This window comes from Collinsella sp. LCP19S3_H3, assembly GCF_052119145.1.
Lineage (GTDB): Bacteria > Actinomycetota > Coriobacteriia > Coriobacteriales > Coriobacteriaceae > Collinsella.
Genome location: NZ_JBQKFW010000001.1, coordinates 45,288 through 68,551, shown reverse-complemented (window position 1 = coordinate 68,551; position 23,264 = coordinate 45,288). Strand labels below are relative to the sequence as shown.

The following is a 23,264-nucleotide window of genomic DNA, read 5'->3' as shown; positions in this document are numbered from 1 at the left end:
GACCATGTACCAGCTGTTTTTGTAATGGCGAATCTCGCGGGCAGTGTCGTTTTTGAGAACCACACGACAAGATTCGCAAACATGGTCGTTTCCCATCGCCCAGGAGCGCGGAGTGTACGATTCGATCTCTTTGAATGGATAGACGGCGCCGTCGTACCACTTGATGCCCCAGGGGACGTACTCGCCGTCGGGACGGCATTCGACCAGGGCCGTGACTAGGCGGATGGTTTTAGCGTCTGCGGACAAAGGCACCTCCCGTGCAATACGAACTTGTGTTCTATTATTGCAAGGGAGGCTTGTTGGGGCTGCGGGTTCTTCGGCGTACCGCGGTAATCTGGAGGTCCTGAATCAGATCAGGCAGGGAATGGTTACGCGAAGCTAGACCGAAGAAATTCACAAGGTATCGGTGATAAGGTCATCACCGGCTCTAGTCAATAGTGCTTGCGATCTCCTTCGACCATAGGGCACTCTTCTTGATGACACGACGTTGTGTCTCGAAATCGATATAGAAAAGGCCGTAGCGTTTGTTGTATCCATTCGACCAAGAGAATTGATCCTGGAAAGACCAAACGAAATAACCTCTCACGTCTACGCCGTCTTCACGAGCTTTCAGGAGAGCATCCAAATGCTGATCGATGAAGTCGATCCTATCATCGTCATCGACGAAATCGCCGGCTGCGCCCAACACGTCTTTGCTGCCAAGGCCGTTTTCCGTAATGTAAATTGCGGGATGAGCAGGATAGTTCGCATCGACCTGTCGAAGAATGTCGTACAGACCTTGCGGGTAGATATTCCAATCCCAGTCGGTCGTCGGAACATCAGGGTTCTTGACAAGTTCCGCAATGCCCTTCATGCGGAGGGTCGTCGTTCCCTTTTCGCCGGTCGCGTTGTACTTGGAACGATTTTCACCTGCATAGGCCTGTACGAACTGCGGCTGATAGTAATTGATACCGAGGTAGTCGTTGAGACCAACAGCCGCCTGCATCTCATCGTAATCTCCGTCTTCTACTGAGAACGAAGCCTCCTGCACCCCACATATCTCCTCAATGAGCGCGCTGGTGCGATCCGTGAGTTTGCCGAAGAACGTTAAATCAAGCAGGAACCTATTCAGATAGGCATCCCAAAGCTCGGCGGCATGTCGGTTGTCGGGTGTATCAACGATTGGATACACGGGCTTAAGCGCGTGTATGACTCCAATGCGTCCTCGATGTCCGCCTTCCTTGAAAGCCTTGACAACGCGAGCGTGGGCAAGCGCCATGTTATGCATAGCTTGGAAAGACGACGAGAAATTGAACAGATCGGCTGGGGGGAATTCAGCTACAACATATTGGAAAAACGCCAGGCTAATCGGTTCATTGATCGTGAACCACTGGGAGACCTCTGTGAACTCCTCGAAGCAGAACTGTGCGTAGTTTACGAAGGAATCGATATTGGCGCGATTCAGCCAATCTCCCCGACTGAACATTCCGATTGGGGAATCGAGGTGATGTAGCGTTACGTACGGCTCGATTCCATGTTTGCGGCATTCAGCGAACAACTCGTGATAATACTTGACGCCCACGGGATTCGGGTCACCATCAGTATTCGGAAACACGCGTGCCCAGGAAATCGAGATGCGCAGCGCCTTGATGCCATGCTCGGCAGCGAGGCGGATGTCTTCTGGGTATCGGTGATAGAAGTCGCTTGCGGGATCAGGCAGGAAACGGCCCTTCGAAACGAGAAAATCGTCCCACATGGTCTTCCCCATGCCGTCTTTGCCCGTCGACCCCTCTACCTGGTAGGCGGCAGTGGCGGCCCCCCATACAAACCCCTCGGGCAACCGCTTGACGCGCTTGAGCAGCGTCATCGTTCATCTCCTCCATCCTCAAGGAACAAGCTGGCACCGTTTGTCTCGATCACTTTCCGATACCAGTAAAAGCTCTTCTTCTTGGTGCGATCGTAGGTACCTTTTCCGTCATCATCTAGATCGACATAGATGAAGCCGTAGCGCTTTGACATCTGATTCGTCGACGTCGACACGACGTCTATGCAACCCCATGAGGTGTATCCCATGACCTCGACGCCATCGTCAATCGCCTCCGCGATAGCCCGGATATGACGGCGGAAATAATCGATGCGGTAGTCGTCGTTGATGGAGCCGTCCTCCTCGACAACGTCACGGGCACCCAGGCCGTTCTCGACTATGAACAGCGGCTTTTGGTACCGATCGTACATATCGACAAGGGCGTAGCGCAGGCCATCGGGATCGATCTGCCAACCCCATTCGGAAACATCGAGATAGGGGTTCTTAACGCCCGTAGCCAGATTGCCGCATACCTTTTCTCGGTCATCCGCATCAACAGAATCGACGAGCGACATGTAGTAGCTGAAGGAGACGAAGTCCGCCGGATAGCACCGCAGAATCTCTTCATCACCCTGCTCGAATCTGACATCGATGCCATGCTTGTCCCAGTAGTCGAATATGAATGCTGGATATGCTCCACGGGCCTGAACATCGGAGTAGAAGTAGTTCTCGCGATTCGATCTCTGGGAAAGCAACATGTTCTTAGGATTGCAATTCTCAGGATAGGTTAGGGTCCGCGTGATCATACATCCCATCAAGGCATCAGGATCGATCTCGTGTAGCTCTTTCGTCGCGAGTGCGGCTGCGACAAATTGATGGTGGACGGCTTGGTATATCACCTCTTCGAGGTTGGCATCGGCGAAACGGTCTGGAACGATCCCCGCGGTCACGTAAGGGTGCCTGAAAATCGAGTCGATCTCGTTGAACGTGATCCAATACTTCACAAGGCCCTTATATCGCTCGAAGCACACGCGCGCGAAACGGGCGAAAAGGTCGACAAGACGGCGGTCGTACCACCCTTGATAGTGGTCTGAAAGATACAGCGGCATATCATAATGATGGAGCGTTACAAGCGGCTCGATTCCATGTTCGCGCATTGTTTTGAACATGTCCTCGTAGAACGAAAGCCCGGCCTCGTTCGGCTCTTCCTCATTGCCCATGGGAAAGATTCGAGCCCATTGAATGGACACGCGCAGGCACTTGAAGCCCATCTCGGCGAATAGAGCGATGTCCTCGCGATAACGATGGTAAAAATCAATGCCGTGTCGTTTCGGATACATAAGCTCGTCATCCGTTTGCATCGCCTGGGCGATCTCCTCGGATGTAATTCCATGCTGGGCGCTGTAATCGCTTGGGTCGATGCCGGGTTTATAGCGGGAAACATCCGCGACGGTAGGGCCCTTGCCCCCTTCTCGCCAAGCGCCCTCGCATTGGCACCCGGCGATGGCGCCGCCCCAAAGGAAACCTTCGGGGAAGGGAGACTCGAGATGATGGAAAGCGATACTGGTGTCCATGGCTAATTGACTCCGCAGGTAGCGTCGACTTCTGCTTCCTCGAGGGCAGCAGCGTCCTGTTCTTTCTTCTTCTCCTGCTCCAGCTTGGCCTGGCGGTTGGAGATGAGCACAAATGGGACCCAAATCGCAGTCGTGACGGCGATGCAGATGATTTGCACCACAACACCCTGCCAACCGTGGCTGATGAAGGGAGAGATCAGAACAGGGAGACCCAAGGGCACGTCAACGGTGTTGCACGGCAGGAATCCGATGTTCGTGGCGAACATGGCAATCGCGGTCGAGATGGGCGATGTGATGGCAAGGGGGATCGCGAACGTCGGATTAAGCACGACGGGCAGGCCGAAGTAGACGGGCTCGGGGATACCGCAAATGGTCGAGGGAAGTCCGAACTTCGCGACCTCACGATAATCGTCGCGTTTTGAGAACAGCATGATCGCGATGATGAGGGAAAGGATGCAGCCCGCTCCACCGGGGACCACGAAGTTCATCCAGAAGCCGTAGGTGACCGGCTGATCGGGCACTGCGCCAGAGCTGGCGGCAGCGATATTCGCCGCGATGGCGGCGGCCATCAGAGGATTGCGGATGGGCGAGATGACCAAGCCGCCGTGAATTCCCAACACCCAGAAGATCTGCGAGATGAGAACCACGAGAACGATACCGACAGGGCTCTGGAACATGATCTCCAGAGGGGTCTGCAGGAACGTATAGATAAAATCGTTTACATACGTACCCGTCAGGCTCTTGAATGCGATTCCGAAAATCGAGGAGCAGAGCAGCGTAATCAGAATCGGGAGCAGGACGTTGAAGGAAGTCGCGATCGCGGGAGGCACCGAGTCGGGCATCTTGATCTTGATGCGATCGATCTTCGTCAGCTTGCCGAACAGCTGAGAGTAGACGACGGCGCTGATCATGCCGATGAACAGCCCCTGAGCGCCCAAGATGCCCGTTACCAGTCCAGACACCGTCGTTCCATCGGGACCCGGTATGACGTTGGGAACCATGCTGATGTATGCTGCGATGCACACGATGCCCGTGATATGCTCGGGGACTTTGTCTCGGCGGGCGAGATTGGTCGCTACCAGGAAAATGATAGGAACCGTCATAAACGACATCGTGCAGTAATTCAGAAGCGTGAACGCCGGACCGAGAGCCGTCAGTGACGGAATCCACTGAGCGAGCCCACTTGTCGGTGATGCGATCAGGTTATTCAACAGTGATCCGAGAGAACCGACGATTACAAAAGGCAGAAAGGTTGTGAACGCGTTCTTTATGCTTGCGAGATACTTGTTGTCATCAACCTTTTCCGCAACAATAAGAATTGCATCCTCAAATTTGTGTGACATTGCCACAGAAAGCACCTTCTTTCACGAAATGGCGTGTTGCGTCCGCCGGTAGTGCCAGCTGCCGGCGGGTCATTTTTTAGCTACTTGGACGACGCCACCAAATCCTCAGCTTGCTTGAGAACCGCCGCTCCGTCACAGCGTCCATAGGAGACGGGATCGATAACGCCAACCGGAGCACGCCCTTCAACAATCTTCGTCACTTTGCGTAAAATATGACGTACTTGTGGACCAAGCATCAAGACATCGAAATTACCCAGCTCATCGGAAATCTGGCCCTGCTCAACAGCCCAGATTTTATAGTCCTTACCCTGGGCCTTAGCAGCCTCCTGCATCTTGGTCACAACGAGTGATGTGCTCATTCCAGCACAGCAGGCAAGCATGATATTCATGTCTCTCTCCTTTGTTCTCACGCACTTGCGCACTTATGGACAAATGCTTAGTTAGTACCGTTCTTGTACAGATCGATGAATCGCTCGGCAAGATCGCTTGCGAGTATCGCCATCGTTAGATGGTCCTCTGCGTGCACCAAGATGATGTTCACCTCAACGGAGTTGCCGTTTGCCTCATCGCGTATAAGGTTGAACTGCACTTCATGGGCTGCATGCATCTCGTCCCGAGCCTCTTTAAGTTGGGCGTCGGCAGCTTCAAAATCGCCGTCGGCGGCAGAGTCGATCGCCATAAGGGCGGCAGACTTTGCGTTGCCGGCATGCAAGATAATCTGCATCGCATCCAAATATTTATCCTCGTCCATTTCCCCTCCTCCTATAGATCGCAGTGTCCGTGCAATAGCTCCATCAGTGTCGAGAGACTCTGATGGCTGATCAGCGTGTCGATGTCGTGTTCACTGGTAAGCAGCTTGGCCGCGTGCTGGTAAAAACCTTGGAGGTTTTTATCGCGCTTCTTGGATATGCTCAACAGGAAAACAACCTGGACATCATGAGTGTTCCAAGAAACAGGTTTATCAAGGATTCCGATGCATACGAACGTCTCATCCGTCACCGCCTCAAAGGGATGAGGAATGGCCACGCGATTTCCGAAAGATGTCTCAGCCAGTGATTCGCGCCTCAGTACCGAGGACTCAAATGAATCAGGGATTGGTTTAACGTCGGCGATTCGTTGACAGAGTTCAGAAATGACCTCTTCCTTGCTCTCGCAGTGCATGTGGGTGAAAAACAGATCCTCAGAAAAGAACGAGTCGATGACGTCATCCTGAATGCCACTGTTCAGGATGTGCTGAACGTTACCGATTTCACTCTCGTCGAGAAAAGCGCTCACGTGGAAGACAGGTATATCGAGCTTCTGTCGAATCGGCACAGTGGTAAAGACATAGTCGATATTGTGCAGGCTTGCCGCGTTGAGACTTCCGGCGTCACAGGTCCTAATCGTTCCGAGCATGCCTCCGAAAGCACTTCGGTATTGATACTCCAGCAGATGCGCGCTACCGGCACCCGATGCGCAAACAATCAGGATGTTCTTCTTGCTCTGTCCGTTTTTCTGTCGCTCAAGTGCGAGAGCGAACGCAAGGGCGATATACCCTATCTCCTCCTCAGAAGGTTTTTGCCGATACTTATCGGCCAGCACGGAAGAGCTGTCCGACGCCATGGAATACGCCAATGGAAACCGTCTTTTTATATCGCTCAGCAGAGGATTGTCGAGATTCATATGGCACTTCAGTCGCACAGAAAGAGGAACGATATGACGAGCCAGATTGAGGCACAGTTCGAAGTCTTCGCGAAAATCGAAACGGAATGATTCCCATACGCGCTCAATCATCTGCGCGGCAACACCCCAGGCTTCGCCTAAGATTTCGAAACCTTCATCATCTTTCCCGTCTGTATCGACAGTCTGTTTGCCAGCGAGATGAATTGCGATGTAGGCCACCTCTTCAACCGGCATCCCAATATCAAATTGAGCTGCCAATTTTCTCGCAATAGTCTCGGCTATGGCGTATTCGCGCCGCGTCTTAATATCCTTGATCTGAAGTTGTTCCATGGGCACATAGCAGTTGTTTCTTATGCGTTCAATTGCCACGGCGATATGAACAAGAAGATTATGGTATGCGACCGCATTGATATGGAATTCGTTTTGCTCAAGAGATTGATCGACACACTCTGCGATTTCAACGAGGTCATCCCCGAAAGGAGCATCCATTGCAAGGCTCGCCAAACAAAGACGGTGCATAAACTCGGGACCGATGACTCGAATCCCGTGTCTTGGTTTTCTTTCGATCTGCAACCCGAAACGACCGATATAGTCCTCGGCGGCCTTGAGATCATTCGAAATCGTCACCCTTGAAACATATAAGGTGTCGGCAAGGCGGTCTAGTGTGACCCACCCGTTTCGATAGAGCAGTTCATTTAGAATGAAACGAATTCGGCCCCTAGACGTGTCTGGCAGGGCATGGATACTATCAGCGTCGGCTTTGATAATCCCGTTGAACGCGTCGTTATCGCGAATCGATAACTCATATCCCTCGCCGCGTTTCATATCTATGCGCGCCGAATCATGGAAAAGCTGGTTCAGCTGAGAGATATACGTACGGATGGTACGAGTGCTCACCCCAAGTATCCGGGATAAATCACTTGCAGGAACCGACGGGCTACGCCTGAGCTCCTGAATGATGCACAACAACTTATCGTCCACGGTTCCTCCTCTCGCTATTGATAATAGGAAGGAACGTTACGCGATTCCACAAAGGATATTTCCTTCCAAACGGAAGATGTCCTTATGATTGAGTAGGCGTGTATGCAAGACAAAATGCCCGAGCAGCTCTCCAGCACGGCGCATCCAGTTATACGCCATACCCATGCTTTGCAAGAAAGCGCGCCACCAAATGCGCCCAACATAGGTGCCACCTTGTCGATATTCCCGGAAAGATGGATCGTCCCGGCTGGTAAACCTGATGCTTTATACGGTATGCGTCAGTATATCTAGCGCGCAACAACTTTCCGTGCATAGGCCGGCGGCACCCTGACACCATCCGGGAGATCTGACTGACGGACAGATATTGGGAATTGACATTCGGGGGCCACTTTTCGCGAGCCTTGTTATCGGCGAGGACCACGCGCCAGGATTCGCAAGCGCGATCGTTTCCCAACGCCCAGGAACGGGGTTTGTATGACTCGATTTCTTTGAAGGGATAGACAGTGCCGTCGTACCACTTGATGCCCCAGGGAGCGTATTCTCCGTCGGGGCGGCACTCCACGATGGCAGTGACCAAGCGGATTGATTTGGAATCTTTAGACAACAGGGCCTCCCGTGCTGTGCGAACTTATGTTCTATTATCGTACGGGAGGCCTGGCTTAGTCCTCGGGAAACTCGATGGGGTAGTGGGCGGCCAGGCTGCGGTACTTGCGGTAGAACCCCGACAGCAGGTCGGCCACGCGGTGGCGCTGCCTGTCCCTCGCCTCGGCCTTCGCGCCGAAACGCGAGCCGGGCGGCATGACCCTCGTCACCGCCGTGCCCTCCTGCGGCACGCCGCCGACCTCGAACGCCTCGCGCATGAGGTCGCGGATCTGCTAGGCCTTCAGCTTCTCGGCCTCGGTGATGCCCGACATCTCGTCCTCCATGGAGTCGGCCACGAACTTGCGCCAGTTGCGCTCGGACTCGGGCGCGGCCGAGTCGATGTCGAACTGAGCGTCCGCCTCTCCGAAACCGGCGATCTCGAGGAACCGCTCGATGAGTTCGGACTTGTCACGCAGCTCCGGCGATGCTGCCACCGAGAACATGATCCGCGCGGCGATCCCCCGTTCCTTCAACTGGGAAAACGGCGTCCCCGGGCCCCGGAAGGGGCCGCGGGGGCGTTCGGCTAGGTGCGGGAACGGCCTATTTGCTCAATGTGTTCGGCTGAGACCGGAAATCAACCCTGACTATCAAAGTTCATTCATTCATCGTTCATGTGATGTGAAGCACAGCGACAGAAGCCGCTCGGGACAGTTTTCTGAGAATCGAATAAATCGCCGTTGTCGAGCGAGCGCCAGTTGGTTATCCACCGTTCGCGGTTCCAAACTGACCACTCGCAGTGAACGGCGGCAGCGTCGAAAAAATCTTTTTGAACCCTCGCGCGATGGCTCGTTTTAGCTGGGAAAACTGGACTTTTTAGGCGGATATCGACATTTTCAGCTCTAACCGACCCTTTTTTCGAAAGTGTGGGGAAAATGTCGGGAACCCCGAGCAGACCGCACTTTTACCAACAATTTATCAGGGGTTTTGTTGCCAAAAACGCCTTGTGGTCGGCGGTATTCGACTTTCCCTGAACTTCCGAAAAGCCGCCCGTGAGCGCTGTGCTCGCGGGCGGCTTTTGCTCGAATTACGCCACAAAGGCGCTTATATTGTCCAATAGCTAGGCGCTATTTGACCTCGATAAGCTCGTACTTGCTCGTGCCCAGGCCGATCTTCTCGGCGTGCGCGATGCACGTGCGCCAGTCGGTGTCGGGATGCGTGATGCAGAAGGGGTCACGCGCCTGCTCGCCCTCCAGATGCTCGTGGTTATGCTCCATCTTGGCCGCGCTATCGGTGAGCTCGGTGTTGGGCAGCGGCTCGGACGCCATGACGGCATCGGCACAGGCCTGGTCGATGGCGACCGGGTCGAAGCTCGCGAACATGCCGATATCGTTGACGATGGGCGTATCGTTTTCGGGATGGCAATCACAGTTGGGGCTGATATCCATGGCAAGCGAGATGTGGAAGCTCGGGCGGCCGTCGACGACGGCCTTGGTGTACTCGGCGATCTTGCAGTTGAGCACGTCGGCCGCGGCGTCATAGACGGGCTTGATGGCGTCCTGGTTGCACACGCCGATGCAGCGTCCGCAGCCCACGCAGCGATCGTGGTCGATGGCAGCCACGTGCACCGTGCGAGTAGCGCCGCTGGCAAGCTCGCGCTCGCGGGTGTCGTCGAACGAGATAGCGTTGTGCGCGCAGATCTTTTCGCAGGCACGGCAGCCAATGCAGTGCTCGGTCGCGACGTTCGGCTTGCCGGCGGCATGCTGCTCCATCTTGCCGGCACGGCTGCCGCCTCCCATGCCCAGGTTCTTCATGGCGCCGCCAAAACCGGCCTGCTCATGGCCCTTAAAGTGGGTGAGGCTAATCACGATATCGGCATCCATGAGCGCCTGGCCGATCTTGGCCTCGCGCACGTACTCTCCGCCCTCGACCGGGACGAGCGCCTCGTCGGTACCCTTGAGGCCGTCGGCGATGATGATCTGGCAACCCGTGGCATACGGGGTAAAGCCGTTCTGGTAGGCGGTATCGATGTGCTCGAGCGCGTTTTTGCGGCTACCCACATAGAGCGTGTTGCAGTCGGTGAGGAAGGGCTTGCCACCCAGCTCCTTCACGACATCCGCGACGGCGCGGGCGTAGTTGGGGCGCAAAAAGCTCAGGTTGCCCAGCTCGCCAAAGTGAATCTTGATAGCGACGAACTTGTTCTCAAAGTCGATCTGCTCAATACCGGCACGGCGGATGAGGCGCTTGAGCTTGTCGAGCTGGCTCTCGCGAGCATGCGTACGCAAGTTGGTGAAGTACACCTTAGCGGGTGCTGCGGGTGAAGTTGCGGTCATATATATCCCCTCGGTCTATATGGCGTTACAGACATAGAGGATGGTACCCGTTAAAGCGGGGTCAATGTCAAGTACGGCGCCTAGTCATTGGGGACAGACTTAAATGACTGAAACCACTCATTGGGGACGGACTTAAATGAGTGCCTCGCCACCTGGAAGCTAGGGACGTTCCTTTCCTGCCGGCAGCCAGGGACAGTCCTTTCCAGCTGGCTGGCGAGCCGGCGAATCGGCAAAGACTGTTCCCCGTGACTAGTCGTTTAAGAACGTCCCCAATGACTAGATAGCTAGGCGTGGGATTTGGCGCGTGCGAGGGCTAGGCCTACGGCAGCGATGGCCGCGGCAAAGAGCACCGTGACGCCCAGATCGCAGGCGATGTCTCCCAGCACGGCGGACGTCAGATCCGCGGCGAGCGCCTTGCCGATCGCGTCGTTCACCCAAAACGTCGGTACAAAGTGCGCCACCGTCTGCACGGCCGGGCCCATCAGCGACAGCGGCATCCAGGCGCCGCCCAAAAACGTCATGAGCATGCCGAGCAGGTTACCCACACCGTTGAGCAGCTCCTCGCGCGCGCCCAAGCCCGACAACGCAAAGCCAACGGCCAGCGGCGTGCACGCCAGGGCAAACGTTGCCGCCAGCGCCAGGCATACACGACCTACGCCGACCTCGGCGACCGCGCCGGCAAAGCCCACGACGCCCATCATGCTCGACACAAACCAGATGCAGACGGTGATCACGGCAGCGGCCGCAAACACGGCAAGGGAGCGCTGGCGCTCGGAGATTGGGCCGGCCTCCATGCGGCGCACGCGCTCGGGTTCGTTCATGCCCGAGAACACCAGCCCCACCGACACGATGACCGACGAGATAATCGCGTACGCGCCAAAGTTGAAATACGACTCAAGCGTGGCGGCGGCTGTCGAGTCGACCTTGACCTGCTCGATCTCGACCTCCGCGCGCTTGGCGGCGGCATGCTCGGCGGCCTTGGCGACGTCACCGTCGGAGGCAGTAGGATCAAGTGCGGCCGCAGCGCCCGCGAGCGAAATCCAGCGCGAGGCCTCGGCAGACGAAAGCGCCGCCGCCATGGTGCCGGCACCGTAGGTCACATCGAGCTTGGGCAGGGGCTCCCCCGCTCGGGCGGCTGCAACGAGGTCGTCCTCAAACCCCTCCGGAATAAAGAACACGCAATCGGCGCTACCCTTGGCGCTGTTGCTCTTGGAGAGCGCGTCCGCAAGGTCGTAGGTGTCCTCGCCGATACCCGTGACCAGATCAAAGCGCGAGCCCAGGTGCTTGGTAAGCGCACGCGAAAGATCGCTGTCGTCGCGGTCGACCACGATCACGTTGGCATCGTAGGGCTCGTACTCGGTGAGCTGCGACGAGTTCCAGCTCACCGAGGCCGCGATGAATACGCCCATGAGCGAGATGAACACCGTATAGATGAGCAGGTAGAACGGGTGCGCCAGCGCCATGCGAAGCGCAGTCTTAAAGGTGCTCATAGCGGCTCCTTCCAAAGATCAGCGTGGCGGCGGCAACGAACAGCAACGCCATAAGGACCAGCGCGCCGGCACGAACGGCAAAGGGACCCAGGTCCTCAAAGAAATACAAGCGGTTGAACATGTCGCAGATAAGCTTGACGGGGTTGAGCCAGCACTCGGCCGGACAGGCGCGGGCGACGTCGTCGGCAAGCGCCATCGCCGGCTCGCCGTAGAGACCGGCGAACAGGGCGCACGTGGTGGCGAAGCCCGTGAGGATGCCCGACTTGGATGCCTTGCCGCCTTTAACGGGAAGCGTGCCCACAAAGAGCCCCAGGCCCGTCGCGGCAAGCGCGGAGGCAGCGCCGCCCACCAGGCAGAGCCCCTCGCGCCCGCCAAAGCCGACGCCCACGACCAGGCGCACGTAGCCGATCGCGATCGTCATCGAGGCAAAGGAGACCAACCACGCGCCCACAAAGATGCCGGCCAGCGACGCCGTCTTGGAAAGGCCGCCCACGCAGCGACGCGCACCAAGGCCAGACAGATTGGGCTGCAGGTCGACAACGCCCAAGGCAGCAAACTCGGCAGACATCATCGCAACCAGGCCAAAGAGCGCGTAGTAGTAGATGACCGTGCCATCGGGCGTGGCACGCGTCAGGCTCACACGGCGGGTTCCGCCCTCAAGCGACAGAGCGCGCGCAACCACCTCCGGGTCGGCGAGCGCCGCCTGGTTGTCCTGGGCAATCTGGCGCATGAGTTCGGCATTTTGCGTATACGAGCTTGCCACCGTCTCCAGGATGCTGCGGTCGGTGAGCACCGACGTCGCACGCGAGCTGTCATAGCTCGAAAGCAATGTGAGTTTGGGCGTGCCCGCGGCATCGACCGTATAGATGCCCGCGACCTCGCCGGCTTTAAGCGCACGGCTCGCATCGACTGCGTCGTCGCACTCGTGGATCTCGAGCAGTTGGTTGTCGCCTTCCTTGGCAAGCGACGTCGCCACGTCCTTAAAGGTTGAGGCGCCCCAGGCCTCATCCGCCACGACGGCCACCGGCACCGGGTCGACCGTTCCGTCGGAGCTCAGGTTCGCAAACATAAACATGAACATCGTGGAAAGCGCGACGGGAAAGATCGCGCCCCAAACCCACGTGCTCGGCCGGCGCAGCAGCGTCTTGACCGTGATAATAATGGTGTTGAACATGGCCGCCCCCTAGTCGCGCAGCTCGCGGCCGGTGATCTCGAGGAACACGTCGTTGAGGGTCGGCGGCTCGCTCCACACGCGGCCGAGCGCAACGTCGGCGGCGCGCAGCGTGTCGAGGATGTCGACCAGATTGTGCGGGCTCGCTTCGCAGGTGCAGACGAGCTCGCCGCCGGACAGCTCGACGCTGAGCACGTGCTCGAGGGCGCGCAGTCGCTCGACCGTGGCGAGATCGACGGCGCCGACCTCGACGGTCACGCGCTCACCCATCTGAATCATGCGCTTGAGCTCGTCGTTGGTGCCCTGCGCCAGCACGCGCCCGCCGTCCATGATCATGATGCGGCTGCAGATCTGCTCGACTTCCTCCATGTAATGGCTGGTATACACCACCGTGGCGCCCTCGTCGCGCAGGCGGCAGATGCCCTCCAGGATGGCGTTGCGGCTCTGCGGGTCGACCGCCACCGTGGGCTCGTCGAAGAAGATGAGCTCGGGCTTGTGCGCGATACCGCAGGCGATGTTGAGGCGACGCGCCAGGCCGCCCGAGAGCTTGCCGGGGCGAAACTTGGCAAAGTCGCCCAGGCCGACAAAGTCGATGGCCTCGTCGACCAGCGCGCGACGGCGTTTGCGGTCGTTGACGTAGAGGCTGCAGAAATAGTCGATGTTCTCGCGCACCGTGAGCTTGTCGAACACCGCCACCTGCTGCGGCACCACGCCGATGCGGCGCTTGAGGTCGTAACGCGTGGGCGTCATGGGCTCGCCGAACAACTCGATGGTGCCTTTGTCGTAGGCGAGCAGCTGCAGAATGCAGTTGATGGACGTAGTCTTGCCCGAGCCGTTGGGGCCCAGCAGGCCAAAGATCTCGCCGGGGGCGATGCTCAGGTTAAAGTGGTCGAGCGCGATAAGATCGTCATAGCGCTTGACGAGGTTTTCGACGTGGACGATGTCTGTCATGAGGTGGCCCTTCCGTTGATTTCGGCCCGGTACGATTGCATCATCGCAGGTGCGGGCGGCGCGCACCAGTGAGCTTTGTCACGAGTGCGAGGCTCGGTCGCGTGGCCTGCCGGCACCCCCGATTTGCCGCGTGGGAGGAATGTCACAGTTGCGCAGGCGGCCCCTCCACCACGCGCGGCTTCGCGTACAATACCCGTATGAACAGGCTTTTCGACAAATCGATCGTGCTGGCGTGCTGTATTGCGGCCGCCATGGGTCTTGCTGTGGACGCTCGCCTGGTCGCGGCGTTTTGCCTTGGCGTTATTGCCACCTCGCTGGCCGAGATGGCGCAGGACAAACGCACGCGCCGTGCAAGCGAGGCAGCGAGCTACGTTTACATCATCGCGGCCGTCTTCATACCGCCGTTTGTGCCGTTTGCGCCCCTCGCCCTCTATGACATCGCGCAACGCGTGCGCCGTGAACACGTTTGGGTCGCGCTGGGCGCCGGCGCCATCTTTGTCTGCGCACTCGTCGCATATGCCCACGCCGGCGCGCTTCCCACCCGTGCGCTGCTGTTGACCGCCATCCTTTCAGTCGCCGCCACCTTGCTGTCTCTGCGCACCGCTCAGCTGGAGCGCGAGCAGGAGCGCATGCGTCGCACCCGCGACGAGCTGCAGGAGCGAGCCCTCGCGCTCGAGGCGCGCAACCGCGACCTTGCCGACCGCCAGGACTACGAGGTCGAGCTCGCAACGCTCGCCGAGCGCGCCCGCATCGCACGCGAGATCCACGATAACGTGGGACACCAGCTCACGCGCGCCTCGCTGCAAACCGAGGCCCTACGCGTGGTCCACGCCAACGAGGCCGGCGTCGCCGCCGACTTCGCTGACGTCAAGCGCACCGTGGACGAAGCGCTTCAGCTCGTGCGCTCGAGCGTCCACGCGCTCAACGACAACGCGGCGAATCTCTCCGTACAGCTCGAGCGCATCGTGGAGGGCGCGCGCTCAGATGGCGGGCCGCAGATTGAACTTGAGGTTTTGGCCGAGCATGCGCCCGCAAATGTCGCCAACTGCTTTGCGGCGGTCCTGCGCGAGGCGCTTTCCAACGCCATACGCCACGCTTGCGCCCAGACCGTCACCGTACGATGCATGGAGCATCCGTCGTTTTACCAGCTCATCGTTACCGACGATGGCGCGGGCGGGGTCCAAGCAAGCAGCCGCGGCACCGCAGAGGGCATGGGGCTCGGCTCCATGCGCGAGCGCGTCGAGGCGCTTGGCGGCACCTTCACCGCCGGCCCGCGCGCTGGCGCCAGCGGCTGGCGTGTGTTTGCCACCGTTCCCAAACAGCAAGGAGATGAGGGCCGATGAGGCTCATCGTTGTCGACGACGACCGCCTAGTGGTCGATTCGCTCAAGATTATCCTGGGCGCCCAGCCGCAGATCGAAGTGGTGGGTACCGGTGCCAACGGCAACGATGCAGTGGCTCTTTATGCCGAACACGCACCCGATATTGCGCTGCTCGACATTCAGATGCCGGGGCGCGACGGGCTTTCGGCGGCCCGCGAGATCCTTGAGCGCGACCCTGCGGCGCGCGTGGTGTTTCTGACGACATTCTCGGATGACGAGTACATTGTGTCGGCGCTCAAACTGGGTGCCCGCGGCTACCTGATCAAAACCGATGTCGCCGCCATCCCGCCGGCGTTGGCCCAGGTCATGGACGGTAAACGCGTGCTCGAGGGCAAGGCAATCGAGGATGTCGACTTTGATGGGGCGGGCGTCGAGGTGGGCACGACCCGCCGGCCCGCGGCCTTCGTCAGCCTGACCGACCGCGAGTTCGAGGTCGCCGAGCTCATTGCCCGCGGCCTCGATAACAAGGAGATTGCCGCCACCGCCTATATGGGCGAAGGCACCGTGCGAAACCACATCAGCTCAATCCTGGCCAAAATGGGCCTGCGCAACCGCACCCAAATCGCCATCGCCTACCTGCGAGGGTAGTTGCCCGAAGACCGACCGCCCCGACATAACAAAATGTCTGCTACCGGTTTAATGCCATTTCAAAACTATGCCGGTTTACGGGGCCAAACTCAGGACCCCCATCCATACCCGCGTTTTCTGTAAAATGACGGCTCGTCTACCTGCGGTTTTATTTTCACGAATATCAGCATGGTTGGGGACTCGTGACTCAGCCCCGTAAACCGGCCTAGTTTTGTCCGAGCGGCCACGTCAAGTGTCTCCGCAAGCCGCTTCAAGCCAAAAATGATCCGTTTTCCTCCGTCCCCAAGGGATCAGCCGGAACCGCTCCACGAAATCGGCCCATCTACTACGTTTAACTCGATACCCCTGACCATACCTTCGTTTTGAGCAAAACCGCAGGCGTACTACCTGCGGTTTTGTTTTCGCGTTTTTTGACATGGTTGGGGGTAAGGGACTAAACGTAGTAGATGGGCCGGTTTCGTGGCGAGCCCTCCTCGCCTACGCACAAAAGTGCCGCCACGGAGGAGGGAGATACCTCCGTGGCGGCTTGGGGTGGGGGTGGGGGCTATGTTCTGGCTCCCCGCCGGCCGCCCGGGGCCTTTTGGCCCCGGGCGCTGCCAGCGTGCCTAGCGCTTACGGATACCCCAGACCAGGGCTCCGACGCCGGCCATGGCGATGACGAATGCCATGAGCAGTGCGGCGGCCTGTTGGTCACCCGTGGTGGGCAGGAAACCCTTGACCGTCTTGACGATGTTCGTCACGGTCTTGGGCGTGCCGGGATCGGGCGTCGGCACGGGCGTCTCGGGCTTCTTGTACGTGTTGTTGAACACGATACCCTCGACGCTCTTATCGCCCTTGGCAAAGGCGACATTCGCCTTGAGGTTGCCCTCGCCGTCGTCGACCACGTTGACGGTCGCGGTAAAGACGGACTTGTCGTAGGTCATACCGGCCTCGTCGCCCTTGACCTCGCTGATGGTGTAGACGTACGTACCGGGCTCGTCGTACTCGAACTTGTCGAAGTTGATCTTGCCGTCGGCATCGTTGGTGACGGTGGACTCGATGTCCTCGCCAACGAGCTTAAAGCTAAACTCGTCCTTCTTGAGCTCGCGTCCCTCGAGCACCTTGATGGCGCCGATGGAAACCTGCGTGGGCATAGCGTGGTACTTGTTGGTAAAGCCAGCCGACTCGGTAGTTCCCTCGAGCTTGTGCGTCGCGGTCAGCGTGCCGTCGCCGTTGTCGGAGACGGTGGTCACGACGGTGTAGGTCGTGCCGTCATAGGTGACGCCCTTGTACAGGCCGAGCGCGTTGGGGCAAGCCTCGCGCAGCGTGTACGTGTGCGTGCCGGGTGCCTCGTAGCGGATCGGGCTCAGCGTAACGGTGCCATTGGCGTCGTTGGTGCCGGTCGCGACAACCACGCCGTCCTCGAGCAGCTCAAACGTGAACTCGCCTGCTGCAAGGTCGCGTCCGGTCAGGCGCTTGACCGTCTTGACCTGATCGGTCACCACAGAATCGGTAGGCGTCACGCTGTAGGTGTTGGTGAACGTGAAGGCAGCGCCGTCGTCACCCTCGCGCACGACCTTCAGATGTCCGGCACCGTCGTCAGTCACGGTGTAGGAAACCTTACGCGTGGCGTTGGCGTCGTTAGTCACGCCAGGGGCGCTACCGGACTCGGTCACCGTGTAGGCAAAGGTGTGCGAGCGCGGGGCGGTGGGGGCTGCGGGCTCGGACTCGCCGCCGGACTCGTCGGCATTGGCGTCAGCGTCGGCGTCGGCCTCTTCAGCCTCCGCCTCGTCGGCCTCGACTTCGTCAGCTTCGTCTGCCTCGGCCTTATCGGCCGCATCGTCCGTCACGCCCAAGGCGCGGTTGAGGTCCTCGAGCGTAAAGTGGATATTGCCAAAGTCCACGTTGCCGGCCGCGTCGTTGGTTGCGGTCGTGCGCTCGGGCATCGGGGCGCCCGCCTCATCGGCGGTCACGGTAAAGGTGAACTTACCCGTGATATCGGCCGGGGTCAGGCCCTCGGCAGCCTGGAGCTTCTTGGCGCCGGCGAGCTCGGCGTCAACGGCATCGGCGCCGTAGACGTTCTCGAACACGGGCTCGGTGCCACCGTAGTCAGGATTCGCCGTCAGAGTGCCGTCGCCGTTGTCGACGACGATGACCTTAAAGCTAAAGCTCGACTTCGCGGCAGTAATACCCTTTGCTGCGAGCGGGGACGTGTACTCAAACGCCGTGTAGTTGATAGTCCACGCAAGCTTGGCATCCGTGTCGGTACGGATGGCGCGTCCGGCGCTCACCAAATCGGCGAGCATCTCAGTCGTGTAATGCAGCGTGCCAAAGCTCACCTGGCCGTTGATGTTGGTCGCCACAGTGCCGTCAATGGCTTCCGTCTCGCCCGCATAGGCGATGCCAAAGTAGAACTCGCCGTTGGCCAGCGGACGACCGGTCAGGGTCTTGGTGGCGACAATCTGCGCAAGCTCGCCGCCCGGGTTATCGGTCGATGCGTGGTAGCTGTTGGCGAACGAGACCAAGGCGCTCTCGACCTTATTCTCGCCGCTCTTGTGGACCGCCACAGGCGTGCCATTGGGTCCGCCAGAAACGGTCGTCGTAGCGGTGAGCGTACCAGCGCCATCGTCGGCGATAGCGATCGTCACGGTGCGCACGGCCTCGTCGTAGGTGTAACCGGGCTGGCCATCGTTCTTCTCGGCAACGGTGTACGTAAAGGTCTTGCCCGCGTCAGCCTGCGTAAACTTGACCTCATGGCCAGCCAGGATGTCGATCAGGCCAACCGTTGCCTCTGCCGTTGCAGGGGACTTGTACACGTTGGCGCCCTCGTGCAGGCCGAGCGCGATGGCCGAAGCCTCGTCGGCGGGCGTCACGGTAAAGGTGAACTGACCCTCGGTCATGGGACGTCCGTAGAGGCTCTTGCTGAGCTTGAGGCCGCCGGCCGCGGTGTAGTTGAGCTCAGTGCGGTACGTGTTGGTAAAGCTTCCGTTTTCCGTGGTGACGTTGGCGGTCAGGGTGCCGTCGCCGTTCTCGGTCACGGTCACTTCGGCGGTTGCGACATGCGCGTCATACGTCATACCGGCCGCGCTGCCCGCGTTCTCGCGGATCTCGTACTTGTAGGTTCCGGCAGCCGTGTAGTGGATCTTGCCGAACTTGATGGCGGCGATGCCTTCGTTATCCGCATCCTGCTTGGTCACGGTTACGGTTGCCGGGTCGGGCAGTGGGGTGCCCTCGGGGGCCGTGATGGTAAAGCTGAACTTGTCTGCATCCGTCCAGTCGCGACCGTCGATGGCCTTGCTCAGGTCAAAGTCGAGCTCTTCGTCGAGCGGGGTCACGCTGTAGGTGTTCTTGAACTCGACGGGCTCGTCGTCCTTCAGGACGTGCTCGGCCTTGAGGGTGCCGTCGCCGTTGTCGGTGATGGTGGTCTCAACGGTGTACTTGGCGTCGCTGTAAGTGACGCCCTTGCTGGTGGTTCCGCCGTTGACCTCGCGCAGTGTGTAGGTGTGCTTGCCGGGCTTGTCGTACTTCACGGCGCTCATCGTGATCTTGCCTTCGGCATTGTTGGTGCCGGTGGCGACGACCTTGGCGTCCTCGCCCTCGCCCTCGACGAGCTCGAAGGAGAACTCGCCGTCCTTGAGGTCGCGGCCGTCCAGGACCTTGGTCGCGGCGATCTGGTCGGTGACGCTGGAGCTAGACGGCGTCAGGTTGTAGGAATTCTTAAACTCGGCGGTCTCTGCGCCCTGCAGCTTGTGCGCAGCGCCGAGCGTACCGTCACCGTTGTCGGTGATGGTGGTCACGATGGTATAGGTCTTGCCGTCGTAGGAGATGCCGTTGCTGGCGGTTCCGCCCTTGGCCTCGCGCAGCGTGTAGGTGTGTTCGCCGGCCTCTGTGTACTCGATGGGGCTCATCGTGATCTTGCCGTCGGCATTGTTGGTGCCGGTGGCGACGACCTTGGCGCCCTCGCCCTCGCCCTCGACGAGCTCGAAGGCGAACTCGCCTTCCTTGAGGTCGCGACCGGTCAGGGACTTGGTCGCGGCGATCTTATCGGTGACGCTGAAGCTCTTGGGGGTCAGATTGTAAGCGTTCTTGAACTCGATACTCTTAACGTCCTCGGCGCCCTCCAGCTCATGCGTAGCAACCAGCTGGCCCTTGCCGTTGTCGGCAATGGTCGTCACGATGGTGTAGACCGTGTTGTCGTAGGCAATACCACCGGCGTCGCCCTCAACCTCGTGCAGCGTGTAGGTGTGCTGGCCGATCTCGGTGTACTTGATGGGCTTGAACGTCACCTTACCGTCAACAGCGTTCACAACGGTCTCGATAAGCTCAGAATCCTCGCCCTTACCCTCGCGCAGCTCAAAGCTGAACTCGCCGGCCGTAAGGTCGCGCCCGGTCAGGACCTTGGTAACTGTAATCTGATCGGTGACGCTCGACTCGGCGGGATTGGTGGTATAGGTGTTCTTGAACTCGGCCTCGCCCGAGGTCTTCTTCACGGAAGCCTCGAGCTCGCCCTTTGCGTTGGGCTTCACCGTCACGGTGAACTCTGCAACGTTCTTGCTGTAGGCGATGCCATGGACCGTGGTTCCGGCATACTTCTCGCTAACCTTGTAGACATACGTGCCCGGCTTGTCATAGGCAATCTCGCCAAAGCTAATGTCCGCATGGCCCTTGGTCGCAGTCGCAGTCTTGGACGCAGGCATCGGGGCACTGTTCTCAGACGTCAGGCCAAACTCAAACTTGTCCTCATCCGTCCAGTCGCGACCCTCGAGCACCTTGGTCAGGCCAAAGTCGGCAGTTGCCAACGTTGTCGGCGTGGTATTGAGCGTAAAGCTAATCTTGCCGTTGTTGCCCAGATAAACATTGACCTTCGTCGCGCCGGAAACAACCTTCGTGTTGTTCCACTGGGGATTGATTACGTCGCGTGCGGTGTCAGTCGGGTTTCCGCCCACACGTTCCTTGGTGGTGTGGAGCTGATTGATAAAGGCGAGGCGCGCAGTACCAGCCTTAATCGACCAGTGGTCGCCATCCTTTACTAAAGCGCCTTCAAAGCTTTCAAGCTCGCTTCCCTTAATCGGGATCGAAACGGAATCATCGTACGGCGCACCCGACGAGTTCTGCGCCATAAACTCATCTTTGTACCAATAGGTCTTAGAGCCCGAAGGCTTTTCCGTTGCTAGCTTGGTGCAAGCTGCGTCCGTATAGACGGGCGTTAGCTTTTGGAAGTAGTAGTAGCTGTTCGTAGCAGCAGGCTCAAAGCTCGCGACCGTATCACCCGCATCGTCGCCGGTCCACTTGTTGGCGTAGAAGCTAACGGTATTGGAATCGGCGTCCTTGTGCTCATTGATGTAATCCTGCAGTCCCGGTACGTTATTGGGAGTAAACAGGTTTTTGCGTGCAATAGCCTTTACACTCGATGCATAAGCAACGCGGATAGGCGAGATGGCATCCGTGGAGTCAACCACGAACGTGCCCGCCGACTCGTCAACGGTAAAGCGGCGCAGCGGAATGAGCGATGCGGGGATCTTGACCGTCACGATGTCACCGCGCTGAGGGTTTTGCTCGTCCGCACGGTCGACCGTGATCACCAGGTGAGCGAGCTCGCCATCAAACGTATAGGTATCGATATTGCCATCGGTCGACTTGGTGGCGGCGCCATAGGTCTTGCCGTTGTACTCGGCACCGGTAAAGCTATCGACCTGCATAAAGGCGCCCAGCTCGTCCTCGAATGTGATGTAGCCGGAACCGTTGGGATTGTTGCCCTCGACCTTGGTCGGGAAACCCTTGCCCGACGTAATGGCACTCGAGATGTCCTTAAAGACCTGATCAAGCTCGGCGGCGTTGGTTGCCGACTTGTAGTAGCTGGCACCGGCAACGGGGTTGCCAAAATTGACATTCCACTCCTCAGTTCCAAAAAAGCCATGGCTTACGGACGATGTGGCATCCGGATAGTTACTCGACACGGCATGCATGAATTTATTCTCGTTGCTCGTGCGGCTGCTTGTTGGATCGTCGCCCGGCTTCGCACCGTTGAAGATACCGATGGTATAAATGGTCGCCCCGCCACTCTTTATGGTCTTGGCGATATTGATGGCATCCTTAGCAACCTCGGCCTCAAAACCATTAGAACTCGTAGGAGAGCCATCGGTGAAGAACACAACGATCTTCTGGGCGTCTTCACGACCAGCGATGCCCTTGGCCAGGTCCATGCCATAGTCGGCACGAGTAGAGCCAGCAGGCTCGATTGAATTAACCGTGTTCTTGAGGCTCATTGCGTCATCACCCGAGCACGCCGTCAACTTCTGCATCGTCTGCGAGTAGTTGTAGGTGTTGCGGTCGGAGCGGTATGTATCATTACCGACCTTATCGCTCTTCTTACCCGCAAACTTTACGATGGCAACCTGGTGCTGCTTGCTCGCGTCCTTAACGTTCTTGTTTTGCTCGGCAATGGTGTCGATAAAGTGGTTGGCAGCATTCTTGAGCGCAACGATACGCTTAGGGGACCCTTTACCACCCATAGGATCATCCATTGAGCCAGAGGCATCGAGCACCATCACGATGTCGAGCGGCTTGGAAACCAGCGACGTCGTATCGGATGTCGAAGACATCGCCGAAAGCGTAGTCAAAAAGTCCGATTTCCCGTCATCGATTGCCTGGACCGTCTTGTCGGTCCAGATTCGGCCGACATGTTGGGTCGATACTTTATTGCCGCTATGGCCAGCCTCCCAGATTTCCCAGCGGCCGCTGGTATCGGGGTCGACGACCTTTCCGCTCATTGTCGGTCCGTCCATTCCGGTGCTGGACCTGGCGTTGGCCTCGGGCAGCATGGCAAATGCTGCAGCCGGCAATACCAGCACTACGGCCAGTATCACCGCCAAGAGACCCCTCGTGTACTTACCCATCGCGTCTCCCTTCTCGCAGGCTCAGACCTTGCATCAGCCTAAAGTTACGGAATGAGACACAATTTGAGCAGGTGACACACGTTCCAGATTCGGTTTTGAACGTGAGACAAATGTCTCACCAAAGTTGAGACACGGGATTTTTGCAGGTAAACGAATGCGAATGAGGACCGGCGGGCATTTTTGCCCCACCGGCCCCTATTCCAGCGCTATTCCGGCTTGGTTTCTACCGTGGGAGTCTTGTCCGCCGCGACTGGAGTGCGCGCGGTGTCCATAGTCAGGCAGTGCTTGGGGCAGCTCTCGATGCACTCGCCACACACCACGCAAGCGTACGGGTCGATCGACCAGGTACCACCCTTGCGATCGACCGCAAGCGCGCCCGCCGGGCAGCGACGCGCACACATACCGCAGCAGATGCACACGTCCATATCGTTGACGATATGCCCGCGCAGGCGCTCGGGCGCCGTCAGCTCCTCCTGCGGATAGCACACCGTGACCGGCTGCTTGACCATAGAGCCCAAGGCCGTCTTGGCAAATGTCAGCAAACTCATGCCGC

The 23,264-nt window shown here is 58.6% G+C and carries 16 protein-coding genes; 2 read left to right on the top strand and 14 right to left on the bottom strand.

Translation table 11 applies throughout. The features are described from left to right. Positions 1–427 precede the first annotated feature (427 nt). From lacG to ACTQZF_RS00230, 12 genes are all read right to left on the bottom strand, one after another. Positions 428–1,846, bottom strand: a complete 1,419-nt coding sequence (lacG, locus tag ACTQZF_RS00285) for a 6-phospho-beta-galactosidase (protein WP_441554222.1) — start codon at positions 1,844–1,846, stop codon at positions 428–430. Further along, positions 1,843–3,357, bottom strand: coding sequence for a glycoside hydrolase family 1 protein (locus ACTQZF_RS00280; RefSeq protein WP_441054751.1), 1,515 nt, complete (start codon positions 3,355–3,357; stop codon positions 1,843–1,845). The genes lacG and ACTQZF_RS00280 overlap by 4 nt, the downstream gene beginning before the upstream one ends. A 2-nt stretch (positions 3,358–3,359) precedes the next feature. Then, positions 3,360–4,700 (bottom strand): PTS sugar transporter subunit IIC, encoded by a 1,341-nt coding sequence (locus ACTQZF_RS00275; RefSeq protein ID WP_441054783.1) that lies wholly within the window; start codon positions 4,698–4,700, stop codon positions 3,360–3,362. A gap of 80 nt (positions 4,701–4,780) precedes the next feature. After that, positions 4,781–5,089 (bottom strand): PTS sugar transporter subunit IIB, encoded by a 309-nt coding sequence (locus tag ACTQZF_RS00270; RefSeq protein ID WP_441054753.1) that lies wholly within the window; start codon positions 5,087–5,089, stop codon positions 4,781–4,783. 47 nt (positions 5,090–5,136) lie between these two features. Beyond that, positions 5,137–5,451 carry a PTS lactose/cellobiose transporter subunit IIA gene (locus ACTQZF_RS00265; protein WP_441554221.1) on the bottom strand — a complete coding sequence of 105 codons (315 nt, stop codon included), beginning with the start codon at positions 5,449–5,451 and terminating at the stop codon, positions 5,137–5,139. An 11-nt stretch (positions 5,452–5,462) separates the two neighbouring features. Next, positions 5,463–7,343, bottom strand: coding sequence for a BglG family transcription antiterminator (locus tag ACTQZF_RS00260; RefSeq protein WP_441554220.1), 1,881 nt, complete (start codon positions 7,341–7,343; stop codon positions 5,463–5,465). A gap of 659 nt (positions 7,344–8,002) precedes the next feature. Then, positions 8,003–8,203 (bottom strand): hypothetical protein, encoded by a 201-nt coding sequence (locus ACTQZF_RS00255; RefSeq protein WP_441054759.1) that lies wholly within the window; start codon positions 8,201–8,203, stop codon positions 8,003–8,005. A 15-nt stretch (positions 8,204–8,218) separates the two neighbouring features. Continuing rightward, positions 8,219–8,419 carry a hypothetical protein gene (locus ACTQZF_RS00250; protein WP_441054760.1) on the bottom strand — a complete coding sequence of 67 codons (201 nt, stop codon included), beginning with the start codon at positions 8,417–8,419 and terminating at the stop codon, positions 8,219–8,221. Between the two features lie 630 nt (positions 8,420–9,049). Then, positions 9,050–10,255: a DUF362 domain-containing protein gene (locus tag ACTQZF_RS00245; protein WP_441540365.1), complete on the bottom strand. Its 1,206-nt coding sequence runs from the start codon at positions 10,253–10,255 to the stop codon at positions 9,050–9,052. A 284-nt stretch (positions 10,256–10,539) separates the two neighbouring features. Further along, positions 10,540–11,745, bottom strand: a complete 1,206-nt coding sequence (locus ACTQZF_RS00240; RefSeq protein WP_441554219.1) for an ABC transporter permease — start codon at positions 11,743–11,745, stop codon at positions 10,540–10,542. Continuing rightward, positions 11,732–12,919 carry an ABC transporter permease gene (locus tag ACTQZF_RS00235; RefSeq protein ID WP_427795584.1) on the bottom strand — a complete coding sequence of 396 codons (1,188 nt, stop codon included), beginning with the start codon at positions 12,917–12,919 and terminating at the stop codon, positions 11,732–11,734. The genes ACTQZF_RS00240 and ACTQZF_RS00235 overlap by 14 nt, the downstream gene beginning before the upstream one ends. A gap of 9 nt (positions 12,920–12,928) precedes the next feature. Further along, on the bottom strand, positions 12,929–13,867 hold the full coding sequence (locus ACTQZF_RS00230) for an ATP-binding cassette domain-containing protein (protein WP_441554218.1): 939 nt from the start codon (positions 13,865–13,867) through the stop codon (positions 12,929–12,931). A gap of 197 nt (positions 13,868–14,064) precedes the next feature. Here ACTQZF_RS00230 and ACTQZF_RS00225 point away from each other — a divergent pair, with 197 nt between their 5' ends. Both ACTQZF_RS00225 and ACTQZF_RS00220 read left to right on the top strand, forming a co-directional pair. Continuing rightward, the gene (locus ACTQZF_RS00225; protein ID WP_441554217.1) at positions 14,065–15,210 is read left to right on the top strand and encodes a sensor histidine kinase; all 1,146 of its coding nucleotides are present in this window, start codon (positions 14,065–14,067) and stop codon (positions 15,208–15,210) included. Continuing rightward, complete coding sequence (locus ACTQZF_RS00220; protein WP_441554216.1) at positions 15,207–15,836, top strand: response regulator; 630 nt, start codon at positions 15,207–15,209, stop codon at positions 15,834–15,836. The genes ACTQZF_RS00225 and ACTQZF_RS00220 overlap by 4 nt, the downstream gene beginning before the upstream one ends. Positions 15,837–16,441: 605 nt before the next feature. Here ACTQZF_RS00220 and ACTQZF_RS00215 read toward each other — a convergent pair. After that, positions 16,442–22,711, bottom strand: a complete 6,270-nt coding sequence (locus ACTQZF_RS00215) for a Spy0128 family protein (protein ID WP_441554215.1) — start codon at positions 22,709–22,711, stop codon at positions 16,442–16,444. A gap of 206 nt (positions 22,712–22,917) precedes the next feature. Further along, complete coding sequence (locus ACTQZF_RS00210) at positions 22,918–23,259, bottom strand: 4Fe-4S dicluster domain-containing protein (RefSeq protein ID WP_117759792.1); 342 nt, start codon at positions 23,257–23,259, stop codon at positions 22,918–22,920. Between the last annotated feature and the right edge of the window lie 5 nt (positions 23,260–23,264).

Coding starts and splice junctions, on each gene's coding strand:
- ACTQZF_RS00245 (WP_441540365.1), bottom strand. CDS start 10,255: ATGACCGCAACTTCACCCGCAGCACCCGCTAAGGTGTACTTCACCAAC.
- ACTQZF_RS00235 (WP_427795584.1), bottom strand. CDS start 12,919: ATGTTCAACACCATTATTATCACGGTCAAGACGCTGCTGCGCCGGCCG.
- ACTQZF_RS00280 (WP_441054751.1), bottom strand. CDS start 3,357: ATGGACACCAGTATCGCTTTCCATCATCTCGAGTCTCCCTTCCCCGAA.
- ACTQZF_RS00215 (WP_441554215.1), bottom strand. CDS start 22,711: ATGGGTAAGTACACGAGGGGTCTCTTGGCGGTGATACTGGCCGTAGTG.
- ACTQZF_RS00210 (WP_117759792.1), bottom strand. CDS start 23,259: ATGAGTTTGCTGACATTTGCCAAGACGGCCTTGGGCTCTATGGTCAAG.
- ACTQZF_RS00220 (WP_441554216.1), top strand. CDS start 15,207: ATGAGGCTCATCGTTGTCGACGACGACCGCCTAGTGGTCGATTCGCTC.
- ACTQZF_RS00275 (WP_441054783.1), bottom strand. CDS start 4,700: ATGTCACACAAATTTGAGGATGCAATTCTTATTGTTGCGGAAAAGGTT.
- ACTQZF_RS00225 (WP_441554217.1), top strand. CDS start 14,065: ATGAACAGGCTTTTCGACAAATCGATCGTGCTGGCGTGCTGTATTGCG.
- ACTQZF_RS00255 (WP_441054759.1), bottom strand. CDS start 8,203: ATGCGCGAGGCGTTCGAGGTCGGCGGCGTGCCGCAGGAGGGCACGGCG.
- ACTQZF_RS00270 (WP_441054753.1), bottom strand. CDS start 5,089: ATGAATATCATGCTTGCCTGCTGTGCTGGAATGAGCACATCACTCGTT.
- ACTQZF_RS00265 (WP_441554221.1), bottom strand. CDS start 5,451: ATGGACGAGGATAAATATTTGGATGCGATGCAGATTATCTTGCATGCC.
- ACTQZF_RS00230 (WP_441554218.1), bottom strand. CDS start 13,867: ATGACAGACATCGTCCACGTCGAAAACCTCGTCAAGCGCTATGACGAT.
- ACTQZF_RS00240 (WP_441554219.1), bottom strand. CDS start 11,745: ATGAGCACCTTTAAGACTGCGCTTCGCATGGCGCTGGCGCACCCGTTC.
- lacG (WP_441554222.1), bottom strand. CDS start 1,846: ATGACGCTGCTCAAGCGCGTCAAGCGGTTGCCCGAGGGGTTTGTATGG.